This window comes from Pseudophaeobacter flagellatus, from assembly GCF_021228235.1.
In the GTDB taxonomy this organism is placed as follows: Bacteria; Pseudomonadota; Alphaproteobacteria; order Rhodobacterales; family Rhodobacteraceae; genus Pseudophaeobacter; species Pseudophaeobacter flagellatus.
In genome coordinates this window covers 177,515-200,922 of record NZ_JAJQRG010000006.1, presented here as the reverse complement: position 1 = coordinate 200,922, position 23,408 = coordinate 177,515, and the positions used below count along the sequence as shown (strand labels likewise).

Here is a 23,408-nt window from a genome sequence, read left to right as displayed (position 1 = left end):
CCAGGCGGCGGCGGGCCTCCGTCCTCCAAATTCTGTCCTCTAAATTCTAGAAAGTCCCCCCTATGAGTGTTCGCCTTGCCATCGTTTCCGATATCCACCACGGAACCCCTTCTGCCACCAAGCGCGGTGATACCGCCATGGGGCTGATGGATGAGTTTTCCCACTACGTGCGCGACGCCAATGTCGATCAGGTACTGGACCTGGGCGACCGGATTTCCGATGTCGACCACGACACTGACCTGCGGCTTGAAGCAGAGGTGGCCGAGGCCTTTCGCGCCGTCGAGAAACCGATCTGGCATCTCAATGGCAACCACGACCGCGATCACCTGAGTGTCGCGGAAAACGAACAGATCCTTGGTCAGTCTCTGGGCCACGAAACCCAGGATATCGGCGGTTGGCGTATCGCGCTGTGGCGGGCAGACACCCGCATCCTGCGCACGCCGGAACACAGCGGTTTTGTGTTGCGTGAAGCCGACCTGTTGTGGCTGTCCCGCACGGTACAAGCCGCAGACCGACCCCTTCTTGTGGTTAGTCACGTGCCAGTGTCGGGCCATTCCCAGATCGGCAACTACTACTTTCAGAACAATCCGGGTTATTCCACTTATCCAATGGCTGATCGCGCCCGTGCTGCTCTGGCGCAGGCCAGGGTGCCGGTGGTCTGCCTGTCGGGGCACGTGCATTGGAACACCGTCACTACCGTCGACGGTATCCCGCATCTGACCCAGCAATCGCTGACCGAAAGCTTCACCACCCAAGGCTCTCCCGCTGGTGCGATGGGGGTGATCGAACTGGGCGAAACCGTCCGGTGGGACGTGGTCGGCGAAGATCCTTATCGTGCCGAAATCACTCCGTCCGTCCGGCGCTGGACCCCAGTCATGCCCGATTTCCGTGATCATCCCGAACAGCGCACCCACACCCCAAAGACCGAGAGCTGAGCCATGACCCGCATCCCCCTTCTGAGTGTCGACAATCTTTGCCTGAACTTCGGATCGCATGAGGCTGTCAAAGGCATATCCTTTGATATTGCGAAGGGGGAAACGGTGGCCCTGGTGGGTGAATCCGGGTCCGGAAAATCTGCAACGGCGCTGGCGCTACTGCGGCTGATCGAACGTGAAGGCGGCCGGATCGCGGGCGGCACCGTTACCCTGCACGGCACACCGGACCTGCAACTCTCCGTGCTCAGCGACCGGCAGATGCAGCGGGTGCGCGGCAACCGGGTGTCGATGATTTTTCAGGAGCCGATGACGGCGCTGAACCCGGTGATGACCCTGGGTGATCAGGTGGCTGAGGTGCTGCGGCTGCATCAGGGGATGGATGCGGCGCAGGCCCGTACCGTAGCGCGCGAGGTGTTCGAGCGGGTAAAGATCCCCGAAGCGGAGCGGCGGCTGAACCAGTTCCCGCATGAATTGTCGGGCGGGTTGCGGCAGCGGGTGATGATCGCAATGGCGCTGGCCTGCCGCCCTGATCTGTTAATCGCGGACGAACCGACAACGGCGCTCGACGTGACGACCCAGGCTGAAATTCTAACCCTGATCCGGCAGTTGCAGGAGGAGATCGGCACCGCCGTGCTGTTCATTACCCATGATATGGGCGTTGTCGCCAATATCGCCGACCGCGTGGTAGTGCTGAAACAGGGCGACAAGGTCGAGGAAGGTCCGGTCACCGACATCTTCAACCGTCCGCAGGCTGCCTATACACAGCACCTGATGGCCGCCACCCCGAAACTTGGCAGTGGCGCGCCCAGGCCTTTGCTGCGCCCCGCCGCTCCGGTGCTTGCGGTTGAAAACCTGGCGGTACGTTTTCCGGTGCGACGTGGACTGCTGCCTGGTGGACATCTTGACTATCACGCAGTGAACGGTGTCTCGCTTTCCATCGCGCCGGGGGAAACCCTGGGGTTGGTGGGCGAATCCGGTTGTGGAAAATCCACTCTGGCCCGCGCCGTGTTGCGGCTGATTGATCCCAGCCAGGGCCGTATCCGGCTGGAGGGGCGCGAAATTACCGGGCTGGATGCTGCCGACATGCGTCCCCTTCGCCAGCGGGCGCAGATGGTTTTTCAGGACCCGTTCGCCAGCCTTAACCCGCGCATGCCCGTGCGCGACCTGATTACCGAACCGGCCCATATCCACCACTGTCTGTCGCGCCGCGACCGCAAGGCGCTGGCCGAGGACCTTTTGCAAAAGGTCGGGCTGGAACCCGCTGCCGCGGACAGGTTCCCTCATCAGTTTTCCGGCGGGCAGCGACAGCGGCTGTGTATTGCCCGCGCGCTGTCGGTCCGCCCAGCCCTGATCGTCGCCGATGAAGCGGTGTCGGCGCTGGACGTGTCGGTTGCGCGCCAAGTCACCGACTTGATGGCGCGGTTGCAGGCCGAGGACGGGGTGTCCTTTCTGTTTATTTCACATGACATCGCCGTGGTCGAACGGGTCAGCCACCGGGTCGCCGTGATGTGGGCTGGTCAGATTGTCGAAACCGGCCCCACCGAGGCGGTGCTGCATAATCCGCAGCATTCCTATACACAGCGTCTCCTTACAGCGGTGCCGGTCCCCGATCCATCGCTGCGTCACGCGCGGCGCCCGAACCTGTCGGCCGTGCAGCCACCAAAACTGGTGCTTCCGGTGGGACAAACGCCGGAATGTTCAGTGATGAGAGAGGTAAGCCCCCGCCACTACGTTGCGGTCCAGCCCCTTGCCGACGCGCTTCTTTCTGCTCGCCCAAAGCACATGCCAGAAGAGAAGGTGACAGATCGTGAAGGTTCCCTATCAACACGGGCCAACCAGTTCGAACAGGTCTGAGGTCCGGATCCAGCCGTAGGGTGTTTCGTCATATTGCATATACGGGTTATTGCATGAACAGAATTAATAGAGGTTGGATCTGAGATATTTTTTGAACCTATGACCTGAGCTTCGCCTCCCGGCCGATGTTTCTCAAGCGCAGCGATGAAAACGTAGGGTTAGCGTCGGGCTGCCACCGCCCGACTAACCTCTGGGCAAGTCCATCAGAGCATTGCCAAACTCGATGAATATCGCAGCATCGACGCAATAATCAGAGGGGGCGTGAATGGCCGCTTGTTCCTTTTTGACACGTGTCTCTCGCACCTGCAGCGAACTTTCGCTCTACGCCGATTTTTTTGAAAAGCTATTCCTTGATCCGTAGGCAAGTGGCTGATTCAATTTCTGTATTGAGCGGGAGGATTAGCGATGATGGGACCGAAGCAGGAAGCGCAAGCGGCGCTGTTCTACGAATTCTCGCTGGAAGATCATATCCCGCAAAACCATCTGCTGCGGTCGATTGAAAGGCATCTCGATCTAAGCAGCATCCGAGGGCATTTGGCAGATTTCTATAGCCACACAGGCCGTCCGTCGATTGATCCAGAACTGCTGATCCGGATGTTATTGGTCGGCTATTGCTTCGGCATCCGGTCCGAACGCCGCCTTTGTGAAGAAGTGCATCTGAACCTGGCGTATCGCTGGTTTTGCCGCCTCGATCTGAGTGACCGCATTCCAGATCATTCTACTTTTTCAAAGAACCGCCATGGCCGTTTCCGCGAGAGTGCGTGTCAGGTCAAAGTAGTCGTCTTTCATTTCTAAGATCGTGGGGTGACCGTGCCACACCATCGGTGCCGGATGGGTTTGGTAACAACAGGATGGCCCAGGCGTTCTACGGGGCGTTTGCCATATCACTGGATCAGGGGCAGTTTGATGATCTGGGTGAAGGCAAGCTGGTCGAAGAATCCCTGTTCATTGATGGCGTGGTGCAGAATGCTGTGCGATCCCACTCGATCAACCCGGCGAGCATCGAAGCGGAAATCCGAAAGGCGCTGTTGCCCCGGCTCTTCAATCTGCTGGGTGGATTGGATTCGGCCAACACTGTGATCGAGCAAGTGGTTGCCATCGTCCGTGCCGGTGATACGAGGCAGCCTTATCGCCTATCCGCGTGGCAAAGCCGCCCTCTTCTGGCTCTCGATTGGTTTCCCGGTGGCGGGATTTAATTGATGGTGACAGACGTTCGGCGGCCCTTACCGCAAAGGCAGAGGCCGCTCTGGTTGCGGATTTCGTCGAGAGTGGTGGGTCAGACGGTACCGCCAATGCCTCGGTGAGCCGAGCCCAGAGGCGAAAGCGCAAATCACCTTCGGAGGCAGTCGATCTGTCCAGATCATCCTGAGCGGCCTGAATCTGTTTTGCAGCGACGTCGACGTTCAAGCCAAGCTTGGCAACAACACCTGCAGCAGCACCCTTTGCAAGAAAAATGCCGTCCACGCATTCGACGAGCGCGATCATTTGACAGATCTTTGCCCGGGTCAGAACCCCAATGCCAGACTGTATGTCGGTGGGGCGGACGATAGGACGGGGAGTATAAGGACTTCGGGAAGAGGTTTCATGATGTTGTCGCCGCGTTGGCCAAGGCATTCAAACTGGCTGTAGGATCACCTGAAACTTCCCGGAATGCCGAAGAAGTTGCCTTTTTCCTGGCAGTGCGCGCAGCCTTGCAAAAATTGGACGTGAAGGGTGGCGCAGCGCGTAATTCCTCGCCTGATTTCGCGATTGAACAAATCTTGAATCGAGCAGTGGCATCCGTGAAAAGGATATTGTGGCGCTTTGGCTATCCACCTGATCTTCAGGCTGACGCGGTCAAACTTGTCATCAAGCAAGCGGAGGCGATGGCGCGCATGATGTAGCTTGGGTGAGAGCGAACATCTTGAGGAAAGCTACGTTGTGGAAACCTGAAACGCTGTTTCTCAGAAATGTTAACCAAGCGATCTCAACGGCATCAGTGGAATAGCATCTTCGATGTTGAAACTGGACCAGATCATATTGATCGTAGCCCGTTTCCAACCGTGAGGTTGCTGGGTGATTCTACTGGCTGTCGCCTCGACCCAGAGCGCAGGTTTGTCTTCGTAAATTATTTTGGTTCTCCTTGGATGCGAGCCATTTCCTCGTTGACAGATTATTGCCAACCACCCTTGCTGAAACGGGCTATTTGGCGCGTAAAACACTTTGATGGAGCATTTTTTAACGCTTCGAGAAAAATGTGATTTTCGCCTTGTTTCCTTTGGAAACCTTCTCTAAACGGGTCAGCGGAGACGTGGCCGAGTGGTCGAAGGCGCTCCCCTGCTAAGGGAGTAGGCCCGGAAGGGTCTCGAGGGTTCGAATCCCTTCGTCTCCGCCAGAAATCTCACCAAGTCATTGGTTTCATTAAAATTAATGCTTGTTGAGATTCTCTTGCCACCAACCTTGCCACCAAAAAACATCCTATTGAATGCAGTGAAATGCAACGGGCTGCTGCTCTGAAGCTTGTTGACTTGACGTGTCTCAAGCCCCGTTGTTTCCACCTTGTGCCCTAGGCCTGGCGGATGTGATGAGCAGCTGGCAAGGGCATCTTGCATCAGCAAATATGGAAAATACCGAATTCGCTCAGAATTCTCTCGAACTCTCAGGCAATTCGAAGCCAATTCTGCTATAGCTAAATCCATACACCACTATGCGCATGAGCAAGCTTTGCCGGGTCAGAAATGCCTCTCCCGGGCAGAGTATTGTTTTGTGCCTAAACAGGAGATCTTCAATAGTGCCCACCCCTGCGAATACCCTTTACCTTTCTGTTGATCAGGTTGCCCACCGTTTCGGCGTGTCCAAAGACTCGATTTGGCGCTGGAAGCGCAAAGGTGATTTTCCCACCCCTGTGAAGTTGGGCGGAACGACCACCCGTTGGCGTCTTATAGACATCGAGGAGTGGGAGGGGCAGCTTGCGTGTGGGCTCGTCTTCAATCTCGATTTCGAGCCGGACGCTTTGATGGCGAGCTAACAGCGGCCTCTTCTCCATCCCCTTGATCCAGCGCCTCTACCTCCAGAGGCGCAACGAGACTTGGCGGCGCGGCTATTGTCGCGCCGGACGCTCCCCTTTTGCCAAAGAGAGACCTCATCGTGACAGACCACATCTCCTCGTTCAGCCCCACCTTCAGCGACAAGAATATCGTTTCCTTTCCTATGAACGCCGAATTGCCGACAAGTGTCGTGCCTGACATGATCACGGATTCATCGCCGGATGGCATGCCCTCCGGTTTCTTCTTGGACGACGATGGCATCTATCACTTGCGGCCGGAAGAAGGTGAGGATCTGATACCGGTCCGGATCTGTTCGCCACTGATGGTGAAGGGGATTTGTCGTAAGCCGAACCTTGCATTGGAAACCCGATGATGATCCTGGCGTTGTCTCACGCCTTTACCGGGCCGCTCCTGTCGGTGTTGGGGCGTGATGGTGGAGGTTTTCATCTGCGCGGTGTCTCGTCGCGCGGTAAGTCCATGCTGCTGGGAGTGGCGGCCTCGGTTTGGGGGGCGCCGTCCTTCGTGCAGAGCTGGCGCGGAACCGACAATGGCATTGAAGGGATCGCTGCAGCCTGCAACGACAGCCTGCTGGTGCTCGACGAGTTGCACCAGGTAGAACCGCGCGTGGCAGGTGAAATCGTCTATATGCTGGCAAATGGTCGCGGCAAGACGCGTATGAATTCCAATGGCAGGTCTCAGCAGACCCTGCGCTGGAGCGTGCCGGTGCTGTCGAGCGGTGAGTTATCTTTGGAGGAGCACACCCGTTTGGCGAAATATGTCGAACGCCGGGTGCTCGAACTGAAACCAACGAAATCCCAGTCGCAGATCGCGAGCGAGGCCGGTTTCCCGAACCCCAACATGGTGACCATGATCAAGAATGGCACTAGCAAGCTGGCTCTGGATCGGGTGCCTTCGATGGCGCGTGCCTTGCGGTGTGATCCGGCCTATCTGATGCGGCTCACTCTGGAACAGGCGATAGGCAGCACGACGGCGGAAGCGGTGATCGATCTCTTTGGCGATCCCGTCACCGTGAATGTTCGCAGCCAGCTTGCGGCACGCCTCGGCGTCATGTTGGCTGCACAAGGCACACATCACGGTGAAACAGGCTTGGCACAGTTCTTGACTGATATGCGCGCACTTGACCGCTCGCAGTCGGAGGCGCTTGATTGGATGCAGGCAAGCGACCGATCTGCTCTTCGAAGAAAGATGGGCGTTCTCAATGGCCGCCTCGTCGGCCCTGTCCCACCTCCTGCGGGCGCTCCTCCGGCCCCTTGGTCCATCAAGAGGGTATCACGGATGTGATCGATGCATCACTTGTCGTGGGTCTGACAGCCGACGAGATGCTTTGGCATGCAGCATCACTCGATGCGAACGTCATGAAAGCCGCTGATTTCTCCCGCACCGAGGACCTTGGGGATCCCGTGGCATTTGCTTGTTGTGCCAGTGATTTCGTGAATGCCCATGCCGGATGGTCACTGCGGGGATACACCGCTGAGCGCCTTGTGATGGACCAACTGATTGCGATGGGAACCATATCCGCCTTGCTGACGCAAGTAACACGCCTGGGCTTGATCTAATTGTCGATGATCAGGCCGTGCAGGTGAAGTGTGGCACCTCGCTTTCCAACCTGACCGTTCACTTCGAAAAGTACCCCGATATCCCCGTGATAGCCAATACCGTACTGGCCCAGCAGGCCGCCGAGAGTGGCGCGCCGTGGGCACACATGGTGACCACCCTACCAGGATTCGAGATTGGTTTAATCGAAGAACAAATCGCTGAGACGCTCGGCCATGCGGCCGATCTCGCTGACCCTGACATCTTGCAGTTCGCTCTGTCGATTGGTGTCCTCCGCGGTGGGATCGAAGTAGCTCAAGGCAGGGTGCCGTTCTCGGACCTGCCTGCCTGGTTGCTCCTCGACGGCGCGTCTCGCGGTGCACTGACCTTTGCGGGCAGCCAGGCCGGAGCCTGGTTCGGTCTGGTCGCTATTGGTCCGGCCGGCGCGCTCATACTGGGCCCTGCAATAGGCGGTGCAGCCCTTCTGGGTAACAACTCCCTAAAGACCGCCGCGCAGAAACACCTGATGGCGGAGTGGCTGCAAGACCTTTTAAGTGCAGCCGAAGGGCTACATCTTGGCCTTGTTGCGACCCTTGAACGCCGCATCCACAACCTTGAGATACGCAACAGCGCCTTCTCCGGTCGAGCATCGCACTCAGAGCTTGACGCATGGATGGCCCGGCGATCGCAAGATGATCTGGTGGCAACCATAGAAGATCTAATATCACTGCGTGCCATGCAGCCAAAAACCGAAGCCGACGTTCTTCGGCTACTGTTCACAGCACGCGACATTGCCCCCACAGATGCAAAGGTGCTTAGTTGCGTCCGAATGGTCGAGAAGTCTCTTGCTCAGAAGCCTGGTCTAAAGACCGTCATGATCGACGCGGGGCGCCCGGCTGCGGATGCAATCCGATCGCGATTGAAAGGCGCTTGGTTCAATCATCGTGAAACGGAAATCGTTGATGATGAGCAGTAGGTGCAGCTGGCCAAGATTTGTCAAATTGGACTGACGAAAGGATAAAATTACCTCTTTACAGGCGCTTACAATCCCTTAGTAGGGGAGCGCCTTCGACCACTCGGCCACGTCTCCGTGGGCGGAGGTATCCAAACAGTCACCAAGGCGCAATAGGGAAAAGTGCTGGACCACAGAAATAATGCAAAATAGGCAGATGAATCGAAAGGTTGGCGCTGAGTAGAGAAATCAGCGGTACGGGGCCTGAGTTGTGTCTCTCTTGTTTTTTGGGCGCGCTTGGGCGCTGGTCTGTCTTTGATCCATGTGGGGGGCAAGGGGATGCCCTTTATATGTTTCAACCGCGCACAAAGGTCGTCCTGCGACCGTAGGGATCGGTAGGGGCGATCTTGCGGTTCCGGCTGTCCGGTTGGTCGTTCTTCAGTGGCATGTTTTTGAGAGCTGTCGCGTGAAATCTATCCATTTGTGTACAACGGGAAATGAATCACTTGCGTTTATAGTGAATTGTGCCAGTAATTCCTACCAAACACCAAATCACCATTGGTGTTGTACACATCATGAAATTCTATGTTCGAAAGGACACCTCTTTGGCCCCAGGAAACGCCCCGTTCAGCCGTGCTGAATATACCCGCCGAATTGCCAAGACCCGCGCTGCCATGCAGCAGGTGGGGATCGAGCTGCTTTTTGTCACTGATCCGTCAAATCAGGCCTGGTTGACCGGCTATGATGGGTGGTCGTTTTATGTGCATCAGGGGGTCCTGCTGGGGCTGGAAGGAGAGCCGATCTGGTGGGGGCGCCATATGGACAGCATTGGTGCCGGGCGCACCTGCTGGATGGGGACGGACCAGATCTTTGGCTATGGCGATCATTATGTGCAGTCGACCCAGTGTCACCCGATGCAGGATCTGGCCGAACATATCACCCGGCTTGGCTTTGCCGGGGCGCGGATTGGCGTCGAGATGGAAAATTACTACTACTCTGCCAAGGCGCATATGGTGCTGGCCGAGGCCTTGCCGCAGGCGAAGCTGCTGGATGCGACTGCATTGGTCAACTGGCAGCGCCTGGTGAAATCCGAAGACGAAATCGATTTTATCCGCAAGGCGGCGCGCATCACCGGAAAGGTCATGTCTACCGCGATCGACCGGGCCGAGCCAGGCCTGCGCAAGAATGATCTGGTGGCGGACATCTATCACGCCGGCATCACCGGGGTTGATGACCTCTGGGGCGACTATCCGGCGATCGTGCCGCTGACGCCGTCGGGGCTGGATGCCACCGCTGCCCATTTGACCTGGGATGGTGCCCCGATGCGAGAGGGGGAGGCCACCTTTTTTGAACTTTCCGGCTGCTACCGTCGCTATCACGCGCCACTGTCGCGGACGGTCTATCTGGGTAAGCCCCCGCAAGAGGTGCTGGATGCCGAGGCAGCCCAGCTGGAAGGAATTGCTGCCGGGCTAGAGGCGGCGCGGGCGGGAAATCGCACCTGTGACATTGCCAATGCTTTTGTCGGGGTGCTGAAAAGTCATGGCATCCACCGGGAAGGGCGCTGCGGCTATCCTATCGGCCTCAGCTATCCACCTGACTGGGGCGAGCGCAGCGCGTCTATCCGCAGTGAGGATGAAACCGTGTTAGAGCCGGGGATGGTGTTCCACTTTATGCCTGCACTCTGGATGGATACCTGGGGGCTGGAAACCACCGAGACCATCTTGATCACCGAAACCGGATCGGCCGAGCCGCTGTGCAACATAGAGCGCAAGCTCTTCGTTAAGGACTGATGCGATGGAGCTGCATGCCCGCACACGGGAAATTCTCAATGACCTGATTGCCTTTCCCTCGGTCTCGAGCGAGAGCAATCAGGCGCTGATCACCTATGCCGCAGGCCTGCTTGATGATTGTGGAGCCAAGATCGATTTCACCACCTCGCCCTGTGGTCGCAAGGCCAATCTCTTTGCCACCCTTGGCCCAGAAGTCGACGGCGGGATTTTACTGTCGGGGCACAGCGATGTGGTGCCGGTCACGGATCAGGACTGGAGCAGCGATCCCTTCAATATGGAGGAGCGCGACGGGCGGCTCTATGGGCGCGGCAGCTGCGACATGAAGGGTTTTATCGCGGCGACCCTGGCCATGGCACCGATCTATGCGACCCAGGTCAATGCCCGGCCAATCCACTTTGCCTTTACCTACGACGAGGAAGTCGGCTGTTTGGGCGCGCAGCATCTTGCCGAAGATCTGACGGCGCGCGGGATATTGCCTGGCGTTGCCATCATCGGAGAGCCCACCGAGATGCGGGTAATCGAGGGGCACAAAGGTTGTTATGAATATAGCACCCATTTCCATGGCCTGCCGGGGCACGGCTCGGCCCCCGACCTTGGCGTCAACGCGGTGGAATATGCCGTGCGCTATGTATCAGAGCTTTTGCAGCTGAAACAGCGCCTGCGGGGCATGGCCCCTGTTGTCAGCCACTTTGATCCGCCCTGGACGACGGTAAATGTTGGGGCGATGCAGGGCGGTGTCGCCCATAATGTGATCGCCCCAAAGGCGCAGGTCGATTGGGAAATGCGCCCGGTCTGCGCCCGTGACGCGGATCTTGTCAAAACCGAGCTGCGCCGCCTCTGCGAAGAAGAGCTCTTACCAGAGATGCGCCAGATCTATCCCGAGGCGGATATCACGGTGGAAACCATTGGCGAAGTGGCCGGGCTGGAGCCCATGGCCGAGAATGAGGCCCGCCGTATCATGTCCGAACTCACCGGGGCCAATGGCGCCGATCTGGTCGCTTTTGGTACCGAGGCTGGTATTTTCCAGGCTCTGGGCATGGATGTGGTGGTCTGTGGCCCCGGTTCAATCAATCAGGCGCATAAGGCGGATGAGTATCTATCCCTGGATCAGCTGGATCAATGCCTGTCCGTGCTCAAGAGACTTGGGGGATATCTTTAGGTGACCCAGGTTCCTTTGACGCAAGAGGCATTGGCAGATGAGGGGCTGACGGTGCGGGATCGTCATGCCCTGATGCACCATGAAATCCGCCAGCGGATTTGCCTGCTCGACTATCTGCCGGGGATGCGCCTTTCCGAGGCGGCCCTGGCAGAAGAATTCGGCACCAGCCGCACTCCGATTCGCCGGGTTCTGGCCCGGCTCGAAGATGAGGGGCTGGTGCAGTCCTTTCATGGGGTGGGGACCCTGGTTACCGATGCGGATTTTGATGCGCTGGAACAGGTCTACCGGCTGCGGGTGGAACTGACGGCCATGACCGGGCGACTGGATCCGGTGCCGCCGGATTTCGGGTATATTGCCCGCTTTGATCAATTGGTCCTGCGCGGCGCAGCCATTGTACAAAGCGGCACGGCGCGTGCCTTTACCCAGTTTGACATCGATGTATTTCTGACCCTGCAAGAGCTGACAGCCAATCAGCCGCTGCGCCAGACGCTAGAGCGGCTGTATTTTCAGACCAAGCGGCTCTGGCTGCGGGCGGCAGAGGAAGCGCAGCTGGATCTGGAAGAGGAGTTTAAGATCTTCCAGCATCAGCTGGAGGCCATCCAATGCGCCCTGAAGTCCGGCGATGTCGAAGCGGTGGCGCATATTCAGCGCGCCCATATTTCCATGAGTTTTAACCGGTTACAACAAAAGGCCCGCTAAAGCGCGGCGCCCTTTGCCCGCGACTTCTGGTGCTGCCTGTAGTGCGGGCAGGCCGTTGAAATTCTGCGCAATTTTGCATCGCAGTTCCCAGTCATTTTCTCGGCGTTTTGCTTTGGCGCTGGCAGATCGGCGGCCAGCAAGACAGGCTGTGTTTTAGGGTTTAATATTTTAACCTTGAAATAAAAGCAGGATGCCGCTTACAGTTTCCTCAAGACTTGCCCGCGATAGACTGCGGGGCCCCTGTCCGGCCAAGGCTCCGTTAGAGAGTGCGCGGAATGGGGGTAAGAATAACTGGCGCCGCCCGTCGGATGTGGGAATAGTAACGCCATGCACCTGCGGCCAACGCAGGGCGAAAGCCTGAAGTACTATGGGAGTATGTAAGACATGAAAATTCTAAAATCACTTGCAGTGGCAACGGCTGTGTCGACGCTGGCCTTGGCGGCCCATGCTGAGACCAAGATCGGCATGATAACCACCCTGTCCGGCGGTGGTGCCGGGCTGGGCGTAGATGTGCGCGATGGCTTTATGTTGGCCATTGAAGCCGCAGGCCGCGACGATGTTGAGGTGGTGATCGAGGACGATCAGCGCAAACCCGAAAGCGCCGTGCAGATTGCCGACCGCATGATCCAGTCCGAAAAGGTCGATATCATGACCGGGATCATCTGGTCGAACCTGGCTATGGCGGTGGTGCCTGCGGCGACCGCGCAGGGGGTGTTTTACCTCTCGCCCAATGCCGGGCCTTCAGCGCTGGCCGGTAAGCGCTGCCACAAGAACTATTTCAACGTGGCTTGGCAGAACGATAACCTGCATGAAGCGGCAGGAGCCTATGCCAATGATGCGGGCCTGAAAAACAGCTTTATCCTGGCGCCGAACTATCCGGCGGGCAAGGATGCGCTGACCGGCTATAAACGCATGTATGGCGGGGAACTGGCGGGTGAAATCTACACCAAGCTGGGCCAGACCGACTATGCGGCTGAGATCGCGCAGATCCGGGCATCGGGTGCTGACTCGGTCTATTTCTTCCTGCCCGGTGGCATGGGGATTTCCTTCCTCAAGCAATATGCTGACAGCGGTGTGGACCTGCCGGTTGTTGGCCCGGCCTTCAGCTTTGATCAAGGCATCCTGCAGGCAGTTGGTGCAGCCGCGCTGGGGATCAAGAATACCTCGCAGTGGAACAAGGATATCGACAATGCGGCCAATGTGGCCTTTGTTGCCGACTTCCAGGCGAAATACGGCCGCCTTCCCTCGCTCTATGCAAGTCAGGGCTTTGACACCGCCAATCTGATCTTGAGCGCCTTGGACAAGGCTGATGTTTCGGATCAGGATGCTTTCCGGGCAGCCCTGGAAGCGGCTGAATTTGACTCCGTGCGTGGTGACTTCAAGTTTGGCAACAATCATCACCCGGTGCAAAACATCTATGTGCGCGAAGTGATCCAGGAAGGCGATGTCTTTACCAACAAGATCATCGCCACCGGTCTGACTAATCACGCGGATGCCTACGCATCCGAGTGCAACATGTAACAGACCTTGAATGGTGGGGCCGCGCTGTGGCGTGGCCCCGACCCAAGGAAAGAAACCCCCATGTCTCTTATTCTCATTCTTGAGCAGGTCCTGAACGGTTTACAGTTCGGGGTCATGCTCTTCCTGATGGCTGCTGGTCTGACCCTGGTCTTTGGCGTCATGGGGTTGATCAACCTCGCCCATGGTGCGCTGTATATGGTGGGGGCCTTTGCTGCCGCCGCTGTGGCAGGCTGGACCGGCTCCTTTGTGCTGGCGCTGATGGCCAGTCTTGCTGCTGCCGCTGCCGCAGGCGCGCTGGTAGAGGTCACGGTCATCCGTCGCCTGTATGATCGCGACCATCTGGATCAGGTTTTGGCGACCTTTGCGCTGATCCTGATCTTTTCCGAAGGCACCCGCTGGCTGTTTGGATCCTTCCCGCTGTTTCTGGATGTGCCGAGCTATCTGTCTGGCCCGGTGATGCTGCCGGGGGGGATACAGTATCCGCTTTATCGTCTGGCGATTATCGTGATTGGTCTGGTGGTCGGTGCTGGCTTGTTCTGGCTGATTGCGCGAACGCGCATCGGTGTGCAGATCCGCGCTGGCGAGGCCGACCGTGAGATGATCGCAGCGCTGGGCGTCGATATCTCCAAGCTCTACACGCTGGTCTTTGCGCTGGGGGCCGCGCTTGCCGGTCTGGCCGGTGCGCTGGTGGGCGCGATCCAGTCGGTGCAGGTGGGCATGGGGGAGCCGGTGCTGATCCTGGCCTTTGTGGTCATCGTCATTGGCGGTATCGGCTCGATCAAGGGTGCCCTGGTTGGCGCGCTTTTGGTGGGGTTGACAGATACGCTGGGTGGGGTCTTCCTGCCGCGGCTGTTTTCCATTGTGATGGAACCTGCCGCTGCCGCCTCTGTTGGTGCGTCGCTGGCTTCGATGCTGATCTATATCCTGATGGCGGCTGTGCTGCTGGTGCGCCCGTCGGGCCTATTTGGAGGGAGCGCATAACATGGGGCGCGAAAGAGTTTTCAACGCAGCTATGTTGCTGGCCCTGCTGGCGGTGCCGCTGTTCGCCTGGGGGCTGGATGAGCCCTTTATCATCACGCTGGCCACCAAAGTCGCCATCCTGGCGCTGGCGGGCGTTGGGCTGAACATCGCCCTGGGTCTGGGCGGATTGGTCAGCCTGGGTCACGCAGCGTTTTTTGGTATCGGCGGCTATGCCATGGGCATTCTGGCCTCGCATGCGCAGAATTACGAGCCGCTGTTTAGCTGGCCCTTTTTGTTTGAGGGCAGCAATCAGATGCCGCTGATCTGGCTGGTGGCCGTGCTGGCAAGCGCGGCGGCGGCGCTGGTGATCGGGGCGCTGTCGTTGCGCACCTCGGGGGTCTATTTCATCATGATCACCTTGGCTTTTGGCCAGATGTTGTATTACTTCGCCATTAGCTGGTCTGCCTATGGCGGCGAGGATGGCCTGTCGATCTGGGTGCGCAATGAAATGCCGGGGCTGAATACCCTTGATCCGATCCAGTTTTTCGCTGTCACCTTTGTCATCCTCTGTTTGACCCTGTGGTTCGCGGCGCGTCTGGCGCAATCGGCCTTTGGGCTGGCACTGTCTGCAGCGCGCCAATCGCAAGAACGGGTGGAAACCGTGGGGCTGACCCCGTTCAAGCTGCGGCTTATGGCTTTTGTCATCTCGGGCGCGATCACCGGGTTGGCGGGGGCGCTGTTTGCTGATCTCAACCGTTTCGTCAGCCCAACCATGCTCAGCTGGCACACCAGCGGCGAGATTATGATCTTTGTCATCCTTGGCGGGGTTGGGCGGCTGTATGGTCCGCTGGTTGGCGCGGCAGTCTATATCCTGCTGGAGCATCTTCTTGGTGGGATCAGCGAATATTGGCAGATCTTTCTAGGGCTTTTGCTGCTGGGCATGGTGCTGTTTGCCCGTGGCGGGCTGATTGGCGCGCTTTTGGGCCGGGAGGTGGCGCATGACTGATCCGGTTCTGCAGGTCCACAACCTGTGCAAAAGCTTTGGCGCGCTGAAAGCCAGCAATGATGTGTCACTGGATCTGCGCCCCGGAGAAATCCATGCGCTGATCGGACCCAATGGCGCAGGGAAATCCACCCTGATCAAGCAGATCTCGGGCGGATTGACCCCGGATGCCGGCCGGATAGAGGTGCTCGGCCGAGATGTAACCGCACTGGATACCGTGGCGCGGGCGCGCATGGGGCTGGGGCGCACCTTTCAAATCTCATCCTTGGCAATGGAATTTTCGGTGCTGCAAAACGCGGTGCTGGGGGCTCTGGGTGCGCGGCGGGCACGCGGCGGTCGCTTGGGGCTGTTTCGCAATGTGATGAAGGACACGGCGCTGCTTGATACCGCGCATGAATCCCTGGCGCGAGTGGGTCTGGAAACCGCTGCACAGGCGCGCACCGCCGATCTGTCCCATGGGCAGCGCCGCCAGCTAGAGGTGGCCGTGGCGCTGACTCTGAAACCACGATTGTTCCTGATGGATGAACCCATGGCGGGGCTTGGGGCCAGTGGCTCGAAAGAGCTCACCGGGTTTCTCGACGACCTGCGCCGAGAGGCACCGATCCTCTTGGTGGAACATGATATGGACGCCGTCTTTGCCCTGGCGGACCGTATTTCGGTGCTGGTTTACGGCACGGTCATCGCCACCGGCACTGCAGATGAAATTCGCACCAATCCCGAGGTGCGCCGTGCCTATCTTGGCGAAGAGGAGCTGACATGAGCCTGTTGAAAGTTCAGGGGCTGAACGCCTCTTATGGTCCCTCGCAGGCGTTGTTTGGGGTTGATCTGTGCCTTGAAGAGGGCGAAGTCCTGGCGCTGATGGGACGCAACGGCATGGGCAAAAGTACCACAATCAAGGTGATCTGTGGCATGCTTGCGGCTTCTGCTGGCGAGCTGGAGTTCGCCGGGGCTGACCTGCGGCAGATGAAATCGCATCGGATTGCCCGGCTGGGCATTGGTCTGGTGCCCGAGGGGCGGCGGTGTTTTGCACCGCTGACGGTTGAGGAAAACCTGACTGCGGCCGCCCGCCCCGGCGAGTGGACCTTTGACAAGGTTGCGGCGCTGTTTCCGCGTCTGGCAGAACGGCGCAGCCAAAAGGCGGCGTCCTTGTCGGGGGGCGAGCAGCAGATGCTGGCGATTGGTCGCGCGCTGATGACCAACCCGCGCTTGTTGATCCTGGACGAGGCCACCGAAGGCCTGGCCCCGGTGGTGCGGCAGGAAATCTGGGCCGCCATAGCCCAGTTGAAATCGCAAACCGGCATGGCCATTCTGGTGGTGGACAAAACCCTGAAAGAACTGGCGCAAGTGGCCGATAAGGCGGTGATCCTGAATAAAGGACAGACGGTCTGGGCCGGGGATATGCAGGCGCTGACACCGGATCTGACCGATCGCTTCCTTGGGGTTTGAGGCCTGATTTGTTTCAGGGGCCATAGGCAGAAGTCCTGTCTATGGCTCCATCTATCGCCTCAGGTCTGGCGGTCTCTGGGCTGGAACAGGCCCCAGCGCAGCTGCGTGTCCCGGGCCAGTTTCCACAGCACCAGCAGGGTGAGTGCCGCCAGCATGACTTCGGCCATTGGTCCTGCATACCAGACACCGATTTCACCAAACAGCAGCGGCAGCAGAAAGGTCAGCGGGATGGCAAAGGCATAGGTCTTGCTTAGCCCCAGAATGGCGGCCTTGGTGGCGGATCCAATCGCCTGAAAATAGCCTGCCAGCATCATCAATGGCCCCATCAGGAAAAACACGCAGGTCATCACCGGCAGGATGCGGGCCACTTCACTGATCACCGCCGGATCATCTACAAAGGCACTGGCAATCCAGCGGGGGCTGCGGGTCACCAGCAGCTGCACCAGCGTACAATAGGCAAAGGAGGTGGTCAGCGCGATTTTCAGACTGGCATCAGAACGCAGCCACAATTGCGCCCCGTAGTTGTTGCCGGTGATCGTCTGCATCGCAAAGGACAGCCCCAAAAGCGGCAGGAAGGCAAAGGTTATCACGCGGGTGATGATCCCATAGGCCGAAACGATATCCGGATATTCAGGCCCACCAAACCATTGCAGGGTTGTGATAATGGCTGCAGAGCCAAGTGCGAGGCCAAGAAAGTTGAGACTTTGTGGTGCGCCCAGGGCAAGGATCCGCCCCCAGTTCTTGCGCATTGAAAACTGTATCAGCGAGGTGGGGCGCAGCAGGGTTGCGCCCCGAAACCGAAAGCCCAGGATGATCAGAAACGCCAGCGCCTGCGCGGCCGCGGTACCATAGGCCGACCCCGCCACGCCAAGGTGGAATTTGGCAATCAGCAGATAGTTGAAGCCTATATTCGCCAGCGAGACGAGCAGGCTCATCGCGGCCATAAAGCCGACACGGCCCTCGTTGCGCAGGGCGTCAGAATTGACCGATAGAATGAACAGCAGCGGTGAAAACAACACGGTGATACGCAGATAGATCGTCCCCATCTCGGACAGATCCTGCAAACCTCCTGCCACCAATAGCGCCATGGGCCGCCCCAGAAATATAAACAGCAGGATAAGGAATAGCCCAAGGCAGAGCGCCAGCCCATGCGCGCCCGCATAAATACCCTGCGCCCGCGCGTGGTCATTGGCACCGAAGGCGCGGGCCAGTAGGCTGGACATGCCATTGGATACCAGTGTCGAAAGCGCCACGATCAACATGTAGATTGGAAACATCAGGGTGACGGCGGCCAGGGCCTCTGGGCCGACGTAGATGCCAAGAAACAGCGCGTCTGTTACAGAAAGCAACCCGTTCATGCCCATCACCAGGATGATAGGCAGCGCGGTTTTAAGGTAGATCAGGCCAAGCGGGCCATCGGTAAAACTGTTTGGGGGGCTTTGTGTCATGTCCCATATCCCTTTGGTCAAATCGCGTCTGTCGGAAAGGGGACCCGCATTGCCATCCACGCGATTGGCGGAAAGGAAATAGAAAACAAACTGGGTAGAGCTTTACCGGGACAAATGTCTGCGGGTGGCAGGCGTCTACGGCCTGCCTATTGTCTAGGCGGCATTTGATTTTTGGTCAAGCAACGATGCGTCAGGCGCACCGCAGAAGCAAGGCATAAAGAATGTCTCTGGTCTCTGGTCCGGTCCAGCGCCTAGCCATCAACAGGGTGGCGGCGTCGGACTGTATCGCCACGGCCGGGCAGCGACAGTTGCGCATCGCCACGCGGGCTGCGCGAAATCACCCGTCCCTTGGCCACCACGGCCAGACGGGCGGGGCGCAGGCGCACCGCTTCCGTTGGATCACCCGCATCCAGCACCACCAAAGAGGCCTGCGCGCCGACCTTTAGTCCGTAGTCCTGGGCCCCAATGATCTGGGCATTGGTTTCGGTCACCATGGTAAAGCAGCGGGCCATTTCGTCTGGATGGGTCATCTGCGCCACATGCAGCCCCATAAAGGCGACATCCAGCATGTCGCCGGTGCCCAAGGAATACCAGGGATCGCGCACACAATCCTGACCCCAGCCAACCAGGATACCATGCGCCTGCATTTCCTTCACCCGCGTCAAGCCACGCCGTTTAGGGTAGCTGTCGTGGCGCCCCTGCAGCACGATATTGATCAGCGGATTGGGGATGGCCGAAATCCCGGCCTCTGCAATCAGCGGCAGCAGTTTTGAGACGTAGTAATTGTCCATCGAATGCATCGAGGTCAGATGCGACCCCGCCACCCGGCCTTGCAGGCCTAGCCGCGTGCTTTCATAGGCGAGGGTTTCAATATGGCGCGACATCGGATCATCGCTTTCGTCGCAGTGCATATCGACCATCAGGCCCCGTTCGGCAGCGATTTCACACAGATCCCGTACCGAAGCGGCACCATCCGCCATGGTGCGTTCAAAATGCGGAATGCCGCCCACCACCTCGACGCCCATATCCAGTGCGCGTAAAAGATTTTCGCGCCCGGTGAGGCTGCGGTACAGCCCGTCTTGCGGGAAGGCGACTAGTTGCAGGTCGATGTAGTCTTTGACCTTTTCGCGCACCTCCAGCATGGCGGTAACGGTGTTCAGGTGATCCGGCGTGGTGTCGACATGGCTACGTATCGACAGCAGCCCCAGACTGGCAGCCCAGTCGCAGTAGCTGAGGGCGCGGTCCACCATGTCATCCACCGATGTCTGATCGCGCAGCTCTCCCCAGAGGGAAATGCCTTCCAGCAGGGTGCCAGAGGCATTCACCCGTGGCAGACCGTAGGACAGGGTGGCGTCCAGATGAAAATGCGGGTCCACAAAGGGGGGCGCGACCAGGTCACCAGTGGCGTCGATCACCTCTTTGGCGCTGGCCTCAATCCGTGGTTCGATTGCAGCAATGCGATTTCCGGTAATGGCAATATCACGCGCAGTGCCGTCGGGCAGGGTGCCACCCTTGATCAGCAGGTCAAACATCATCTTTCGCCTTTGTTGAAGGGCACCATCAGGGCGTTGGGGATTTCAGCGCGGCGCGACATGACCACAAGGGCCAGAATGGACAGGAAATAGGGCATCATCAGAAAGACCTGATAGGGAATGACGGCACCTATGCCGGTTTGTTGCAGGCGTATCTGTAGTGCGTCAAAGGCGGCAAACAGGATGGCACCCAGCACCGCCTTGCCGGGTTTCCAGGCCCCAAAGACCACCAGGGCAATGCAGATCCAACCGCGCCCGTTCACCATGTCAAAAAAGAAGCTGTCAAAGGCCGACAGGGTCAGAAAGGCACCGCCCACGGCCATGAAACCGGACCCGACCGTGACCGCCCCCATGCGGATTGCGGTGACCGACAGGCCCTGCGCCGCCACCGCCGATGGGTTTTCCCCAGCCGCCCTCACCGCCAGCCCCAGCGGGGTGCGGTACAGCACCAGCGCCGTCAGCGCCGCCAGTACAAAGGCCGCATAGGTCAGCGGGGTTTGCGAAAACAGCGCTGGGCCAACCAGCGGGAGGTCCGACAGTAACGGGATTTCATAGGGTTGAAAGGCGGTGATCTTGGGCGGCGATGAGACCTCGGGCAGGACTACGCGGTAGGTGTAAAACGTCAGCGATGTGGCCAGCAGGGTCAGACCAATGCCCACCACATGCTGCGAAAGCCCGAAAGGCACGCTGAAGATGGAATGCACCAGTCCCAGCATCATGCCCGTCAGCATCGCCACGGCAACCCCGCCCCAAAGCGGCAGCCCGGCCCAGACCGCGATCCAGCCGGCAAAGGCGCCGGCCACCATGATGCCCTCGATGCCGAGGTTCAAAACCCCGGCTCGTTCGCAGATCAGCTCTCCGATGGTCGCAAAGATCAAGGGCGATGCAATGCGGATGGCAGCGGCCCAGAAACTGGCGGAGAGCAGAATGTCAAAAAGATCCATATCAGTCTCTCCGCACGCGGAATTTGGTCAGCAGGATTGCCAGCACCATGAACAAGAGCGCCGAGGCTAGCATGATATCGGCGATATAGCTGGGTACACCGGCAGCCCGGCTCATACTGTCGGCGCCAACAAAGATGGCCGCCACAAACAGCGCCGCCAGTACCACGCCCAAGGGGTGCAGCAGGGCCAGCATGGCCACCACGATGCCCGTATAGCCAAAGCCGGGGCTCAGATCGCTGGTCAGCGCCCCCTTGAGGCCCGAAACCTCGGAAAAACCTGCAAGACCGGCAAGCCCACCCGACAAAAGCGCGGTTTTCAGGATCACGCGGGTTACCGGAATGCCTGCAAACCTGGCGGCTTCGGCGTTTTGGCCTACAGCGCGCATCTCATAGCCAAGGGTGGTGCGGGTGTTGATCACCCAGACCAGCAACGCCGCGACCAAGGCCAGGCCAAAGCCCCAGTGTATGCGCAGCCCTTCGACCAGACGTGGCAAACGGGCCTCAGGCAGTAGCCGGGCCGATTTTGGCCAGCCCATGCCCATCGGGTCCTTCAGCGGGCCTTCCAGCAGGTAGGAAACAAACAGCAAGAAGATGAAGTTGAACAGCAGGGTGGTGACCACCTCATCTACCCCTAGCCGGGTTTTTAGCAGCGCCGGTCCCAACAAGAGGGTGGCGCCGGCAAACATTGCGGCAATGGCACAAAGCGGCAGCATCAGATAGGCAGGCAGCCCCAACGCCCCGGTGCCCAGTACCACGGTCAGCACCGCCCCGGCATAAAGCTGCGCCTCGGCACCGATGTTCCACAGTTTGGCGCGAAAGGCCACGGCAATGGCCAGCCCGGTGAAAATCAGCGGCGTGGCACTGTTGAGCGTTTCCAGCAGGGCGAATTTGGAGCCAAAGGCACCTTTCACGATCAGGCCAAAGACAGAAAAGGGATTGCCCCCGGCGATCAGTGCCAGCAGCGTCGCAACCGTGAAGGTGGCCAGCAGCGCCAGCAGGGGCGGCACAATGCGACGGGCGGGGCTGGGGGCGGCAATCGGTTCAAGTCGCATTGGGCGACTCCGCGTCAAACCCATGGCCGGCCATCCAGGCCCCAAGATCTTCGGCGCGCATGGTGCCGCGGCCAAATCCGGGGCTGAGCCGCCCTTCTGAGATCACATGGATCACATCGGAAAGTTGCATGATTTCATCCAGATCCTCGGATATCAACAGCACGGCCGCACCACGATCGCGGGCTTTGGCTAGTGCGCCATGTACATAGTTTACCGCACCAATATCTAGCCCGCGCACTGGCTGGTTGGCCAGAATGATCTGCGGTGCCTCTTCCAGAACGCGGCCCAGGATCAGTTTTTGCATATTGCCGCCAGACAGCAGGCGAATGCGAATATCGGGGCCGGGGCAGCGCACATCGTAGGTTTTGATCAGATCCTTGGTGAAGGCGCGTGCCTGTGCCCAGTTCATCCAGCCTCGGCGGCTGAAGCGACTGGCATAGGTCTCCAGAATCGCGTTCTCGGTTAGGTCGAAATCGGCAATGGTGCCGGTTTTGTGGCGATCTTCGGGAATGCGGGCGATGCCCTTGGCAATGGCGGTGCGCGGGGTCCAGCGCTGGACTGCTGTGCCGTTCATCTCCATCTCGCCGCTGGTAGGGGTGATCAGCCCTGACAACAGATCCGACAGGGCGGCCTGCCCATTGCCAGAGACCCCGGCCAACCCGATGATCTGACCTGCCGCCAGTTCCAGGTTCAGGGATTTCAGCCCGGGCGCGGCGCCCTGATCCGGGGTGGTGACCCGGCGTAGCGATAACAGCGACGCGCCGGGCGCGCCGGTTTCAATGCTGGGGGCGCTGACTTCAGAGCCGACCATCAGGGCCGCCAGATCTTCGCGATTGGTCTGATTGGTGGCGCGTTCGGCTGCCAGCTTGCCGTGGCGCAGCACCACAACCCGGTGCGAAATCGCCATGACTTCGTGCAATTTGTGGCTGATGAAAATGACAGACAGCCCGGTTGCGATGGCCTCGCGCAGGGTGGCGAACAGCGCCTCTGCTTCTTGTGGGGTCAGCACGGCGGTTGGTTCATCCAGAATCAGGATCTTGGCATCCCGGTACAGGGCTTTCAGGATTTCCACCCGCTGGCGTTCCCCCACAGTCAGGCGGCCCACCTTGGCATTGGCGTCCACCTTCAGGTGAAACTGATCTGACAGGGCGCGAATGCGGGCCTTGGCCTGTGCAGGCTTGAGACGTGGCGCAGTCAGGGGATCAACCCCCAGCACGATATTTTCCCAGACGGTCAGGTTATCGGCCAGGGTGAAATGCTGGTGCACCATGCCGACACCCGCATCCAGCGCCGCACGGGGCGCGCCGGGGGGCAGCGTCTGGCCAAACAATTCAACCGTGCCTTCATCCGCGGTGTACTGGCCAAACAGGATGTTCATCAGCGTGGTCTTGCCGGCACCGTTTTCGCCCAGCAGGGCAATGACTTCGCCGCGATGCAAATCAAAGCTCACGCCTTCATTGGCCGTGACCGGACCAAAGCGTTTGGTAATACCTTGAAGGCGCAGGACAACCTGCGCCTTTGTTGTGTTGTTCAT

22 protein-coding genes, 1 tRNA gene and 2 pseudogenes are annotated in these 23,408 nt (G+C 59.0%); 20 read left to right on the top strand and 5 right to left on the bottom strand.

Annotated elements, in window-relative coordinates:
- The first annotated feature begins 62 nt into the window (after window positions 1-62).
- The 20 genes and pseudogenes from LRK71_RS13500 to LRK71_RS13405 all read left to right on the top strand — a co-directional run bounded on the left by LRK71_RS13500 (window position 63) and on the right by LRK71_RS13405 (window position 16,899).
- Window positions 63-935: a metallophosphoesterase family protein gene (locus tag LRK71_RS13500; protein WP_232404350.1), complete on the top strand. Its 873-nt coding sequence runs from the start codon at window positions 63-65 to the stop codon at window positions 933-935.
- A 3-nt stretch (window positions 936-938) separates the two neighbouring features.
- Window positions 939-2,789 carry an ABC transporter ATP-binding protein gene (locus LRK71_RS13495; protein ID WP_232404349.1) on the top strand — a complete coding sequence of 617 codons (1,851 nt, stop codon included), beginning with the start codon at window positions 939-941 and terminating at the stop codon, window positions 2,787-2,789.
- Between the two features lie 405 nt (window positions 2,790-3,194).
- Window positions 3,195-3,548: pseudogene (locus LRK71_RS13490) on the top strand (transposase); the annotation flags it as partial.
- 92 nt (window positions 3,549-3,640) lie between these two features.
- Window positions 3,641-3,985 (top strand): hypothetical protein, encoded by a 345-nt coding sequence (locus LRK71_RS13485; protein WP_232404348.1) that lies wholly within the window; start codon window positions 3,641-3,643, stop codon window positions 3,983-3,985.
- Between the two features lie 381 nt (window positions 3,986-4,366).
- A pseudogene (locus LRK71_RS20475) lies at window positions 4,367-4,558 on the top strand (type I restriction enzyme endonuclease domain-containing protein); the annotation flags it as partial.
- A gap of 3 nt (window positions 4,559-4,561) precedes the next feature.
- Window positions 4,562-4,672 (top strand): type I restriction enzyme endonuclease domain-containing protein, encoded by a 111-nt coding sequence (locus tag LRK71_RS20470; RefSeq protein WP_332460271.1) that lies wholly within the window; start codon window positions 4,562-4,564, stop codon window positions 4,670-4,672.
- 401 nt (window positions 4,673-5,073) lie between these two features.
- Window positions 5,074-5,163 (top strand) — tRNA-Ser (locus LRK71_RS13475).
- Window positions 5,164-5,559: 396 nt separating this feature from the next.
- The gene (locus tag LRK71_RS13470) at window positions 5,560-5,796 is read left to right on the top strand and encodes a helix-turn-helix transcriptional regulator (RefSeq protein WP_232404346.1); all 237 of its coding nucleotides are present in this window, start codon (window positions 5,560-5,562) and stop codon (window positions 5,794-5,796) included.
- A 119-nt stretch (window positions 5,797-5,915) separates the two neighbouring features.
- Complete coding sequence (locus LRK71_RS13465) at window positions 5,916-6,188, top strand: hypothetical protein (RefSeq protein WP_232404345.1); 273 nt, start codon at window positions 5,916-5,918, stop codon at window positions 6,186-6,188.
- Window positions 6,185-7,117 (top strand): DUF927 domain-containing protein, encoded by a 933-nt coding sequence (locus LRK71_RS20525; RefSeq protein ID WP_332460270.1) that lies wholly within the window; start codon window positions 6,185-6,187, stop codon window positions 7,115-7,117. The genes LRK71_RS13465 and LRK71_RS20525 overlap by 4 nt, the downstream gene beginning before the upstream one ends.
- Window positions 7,114-7,392 (top strand): hypothetical protein, encoded by a 279-nt coding sequence (locus LRK71_RS13450; protein ID WP_232404344.1) that lies wholly within the window; start codon window positions 7,114-7,116, stop codon window positions 7,390-7,392. Before LRK71_RS20525 ends, LRK71_RS13450 begins: the two co-directional genes overlap by 4 nt.
- Before the next feature lie 17 nt (window positions 7,393-7,409).
- Entirely contained in the window at window positions 7,410-8,345 is a 936-nt protein-coding gene (locus LRK71_RS13445; protein ID WP_232404343.1) for a hypothetical protein, read from the top strand.
- Window positions 8,346-8,926: 581 nt separating this feature from the next.
- Window positions 8,927-10,111 (top strand): M24 family metallopeptidase, encoded by a 1,185-nt coding sequence (locus LRK71_RS13440; RefSeq protein ID WP_232404342.1) that lies wholly within the window; start codon window positions 8,927-8,929, stop codon window positions 10,109-10,111.
- Between the two features lie 4 nt (window positions 10,112-10,115).
- Window positions 10,116-11,270, top strand: coding sequence for an acetylornithine deacetylase (gene argE, locus LRK71_RS13435; protein WP_232404341.1), 1,155 nt, complete (start codon window positions 10,116-10,118; stop codon window positions 11,268-11,270).
- Window positions 11,271-11,969: a GntR family transcriptional regulator gene (locus LRK71_RS13430; RefSeq protein WP_232404340.1), complete on the top strand. Its 699-nt coding sequence runs from the start codon at window positions 11,271-11,273 to the stop codon at window positions 11,967-11,969.
- 384 nt (window positions 11,970-12,353) lie between these two features.
- The gene (locus LRK71_RS13425) at window positions 12,354-13,490 is read left to right on the top strand and encodes an ABC transporter substrate-binding protein (RefSeq protein WP_232404339.1); all 1,137 of its coding nucleotides are present in this window, start codon (window positions 12,354-12,356) and stop codon (window positions 13,488-13,490) included.
- A gap of 60 nt (window positions 13,491-13,550) precedes the next feature.
- Window positions 13,551-14,471, top strand: coding sequence for a branched-chain amino acid ABC transporter permease (locus LRK71_RS13420; RefSeq protein WP_232404338.1), 921 nt, complete (start codon window positions 13,551-13,553; stop codon window positions 14,469-14,471).
- Between the two features lies 1 nt (window position 14,472).
- Window positions 14,473-15,456, top strand: a complete 984-nt coding sequence (locus LRK71_RS13415) for a branched-chain amino acid ABC transporter permease (RefSeq protein WP_232404337.1) — start codon at window positions 14,473-14,475, stop codon at window positions 15,454-15,456.
- On the top strand, window positions 15,449-16,213 hold the full coding sequence (locus LRK71_RS13410) for an ABC transporter ATP-binding protein (protein WP_232404336.1): 765 nt from the start codon (window positions 15,449-15,451) through the stop codon (window positions 16,211-16,213). The genes LRK71_RS13415 and LRK71_RS13410 overlap by 8 nt, the downstream gene beginning before the upstream one ends.
- Entirely contained in the window at window positions 16,210-16,899 is a 690-nt protein-coding gene (locus LRK71_RS13405; RefSeq protein ID WP_232404335.1) for an ABC transporter ATP-binding protein, read from the top strand. The genes LRK71_RS13410 and LRK71_RS13405 overlap by 4 nt, the downstream gene beginning before the upstream one ends.
- Before the next feature lie 59 nt (window positions 16,900-16,958).
- Here LRK71_RS13405 and LRK71_RS13400 read toward each other — a convergent pair whose 3' ends face one another.
- From LRK71_RS13400 to LRK71_RS13380, 5 genes are all read right to left on the bottom strand, one after another.
- A complete protein-coding gene (locus LRK71_RS13400; protein WP_232404334.1) occupies window positions 16,959-18,347 on the bottom strand; it encodes an MATE family efflux transporter in 1,389 nt (462 codons plus the stop codon).
- A 251-nt stretch (window positions 18,348-18,598) separates the two neighbouring features.
- The gene (locus LRK71_RS13395) at window positions 18,599-19,879 is read right to left on the bottom strand and encodes an amidohydrolase family protein (protein WP_232404333.1); all 1,281 of its coding nucleotides are present in this window, start codon (window positions 19,877-19,879) and stop codon (window positions 18,599-18,601) included.
- Complete coding sequence (locus LRK71_RS13390) at window positions 19,879-20,823, bottom strand: ABC transporter permease (RefSeq protein ID WP_232404332.1); 945 nt, start codon at window positions 20,821-20,823, stop codon at window positions 19,879-19,881. The genes LRK71_RS13395 and LRK71_RS13390 overlap by 1 nt, the downstream gene beginning before the upstream one ends.
- 1 nt (window position 20,824) lies before the next feature.
- Window positions 20,825-21,874, bottom strand: a complete 1,050-nt coding sequence (locus tag LRK71_RS13385; protein WP_232404331.1) for an ABC transporter permease — start codon at window positions 21,872-21,874, stop codon at window positions 20,825-20,827.
- Window positions 21,864-23,408, bottom strand: coding sequence for an ABC transporter ATP-binding protein (locus tag LRK71_RS13380; RefSeq protein WP_232404330.1), 1,545 nt, complete (start codon window positions 23,406-23,408; stop codon window positions 21,864-21,866). Before LRK71_RS13380 ends, LRK71_RS13385 begins: the two co-directional genes overlap by 11 nt.

Excerpts from the sequence above, each read along its gene's own strand:
- LRK71_RS13420 (WP_232404338.1), top strand. The coding sequence starts at position 13,551 with ATGTCTCTTATTCTCATTCTTGAGCAGGTCCTGAACGGTTTACAGTTC.
- LRK71_RS13380 (WP_232404330.1), bottom strand. The coding sequence starts at position 23,408 with ATGAACAACACAACAAAGGCGCAGGTTGTCCTGCGCCTTCAAGGTATT.
- LRK71_RS13390 (WP_232404332.1), bottom strand. The coding sequence starts at position 20,823 with ATGGATCTTTTTGACATTCTGCTCTCCGCCAGTTTCTGGGCCGCTGCC.
- argE (WP_232404341.1), top strand. The coding sequence starts at position 10,116 with ATGGAGCTGCATGCCCGCACACGGGAAATTCTCAATGACCTGATTGCC.
- LRK71_RS13385 (WP_232404331.1), bottom strand. The coding sequence starts at position 21,874 with ATGCGACTTGAACCGATTGCCGCCCCCAGCCCCGCCCGTCGCATTGTG.
- LRK71_RS13405 (WP_232404335.1), top strand. The coding sequence starts at position 16,210 with ATGAGCCTGTTGAAAGTTCAGGGGCTGAACGCCTCTTATGGTCCCTCG.
- LRK71_RS13425 (WP_232404339.1), top strand. The coding sequence starts at position 12,354 with ATGAAAATTCTAAAATCACTTGCAGTGGCAACGGCTGTGTCGACGCTG.
- LRK71_RS13400 (WP_232404334.1), bottom strand. The coding sequence starts at position 18,347 with ATGACACAAAGCCCCCCAAACAGTTTTACCGATGGCCCGCTTGGCCTG.
- LRK71_RS13495 (WP_232404349.1), top strand. The coding sequence starts at position 939 with ATGACCCGCATCCCCCTTCTGAGTGTCGACAATCTTTGCCTGAACTTC.
- LRK71_RS13395 (WP_232404333.1), bottom strand. The coding sequence starts at position 19,879 with ATGTTTGACCTGCTGATCAAGGGTGGCACCCTGCCCGACGGCACTGCG.
- LRK71_RS13500 (WP_232404350.1), top strand. The coding sequence starts at position 63 with ATGAGTGTTCGCCTTGCCATCGTTTCCGATATCCACCACGGAACCCCT.
- LRK71_RS13415 (WP_232404337.1), top strand. The coding sequence starts at position 14,473 with ATGGGGCGCGAAAGAGTTTTCAACGCAGCTATGTTGCTGGCCCTGCTG.
- LRK71_RS20525 (WP_332460270.1), top strand. The coding sequence starts at position 6,185 with ATGATGATCCTGGCGTTGTCTCACGCCTTTACCGGGCCGCTCCTGTCG.
- LRK71_RS13485 (WP_232404348.1), top strand. The coding sequence starts at position 3,641 with ATGGCCCAGGCGTTCTACGGGGCGTTTGCCATATCACTGGATCAGGGG.
- LRK71_RS13410 (WP_232404336.1), top strand. The coding sequence starts at position 15,449 with ATGACTGATCCGGTTCTGCAGGTCCACAACCTGTGCAAAAGCTTTGGC.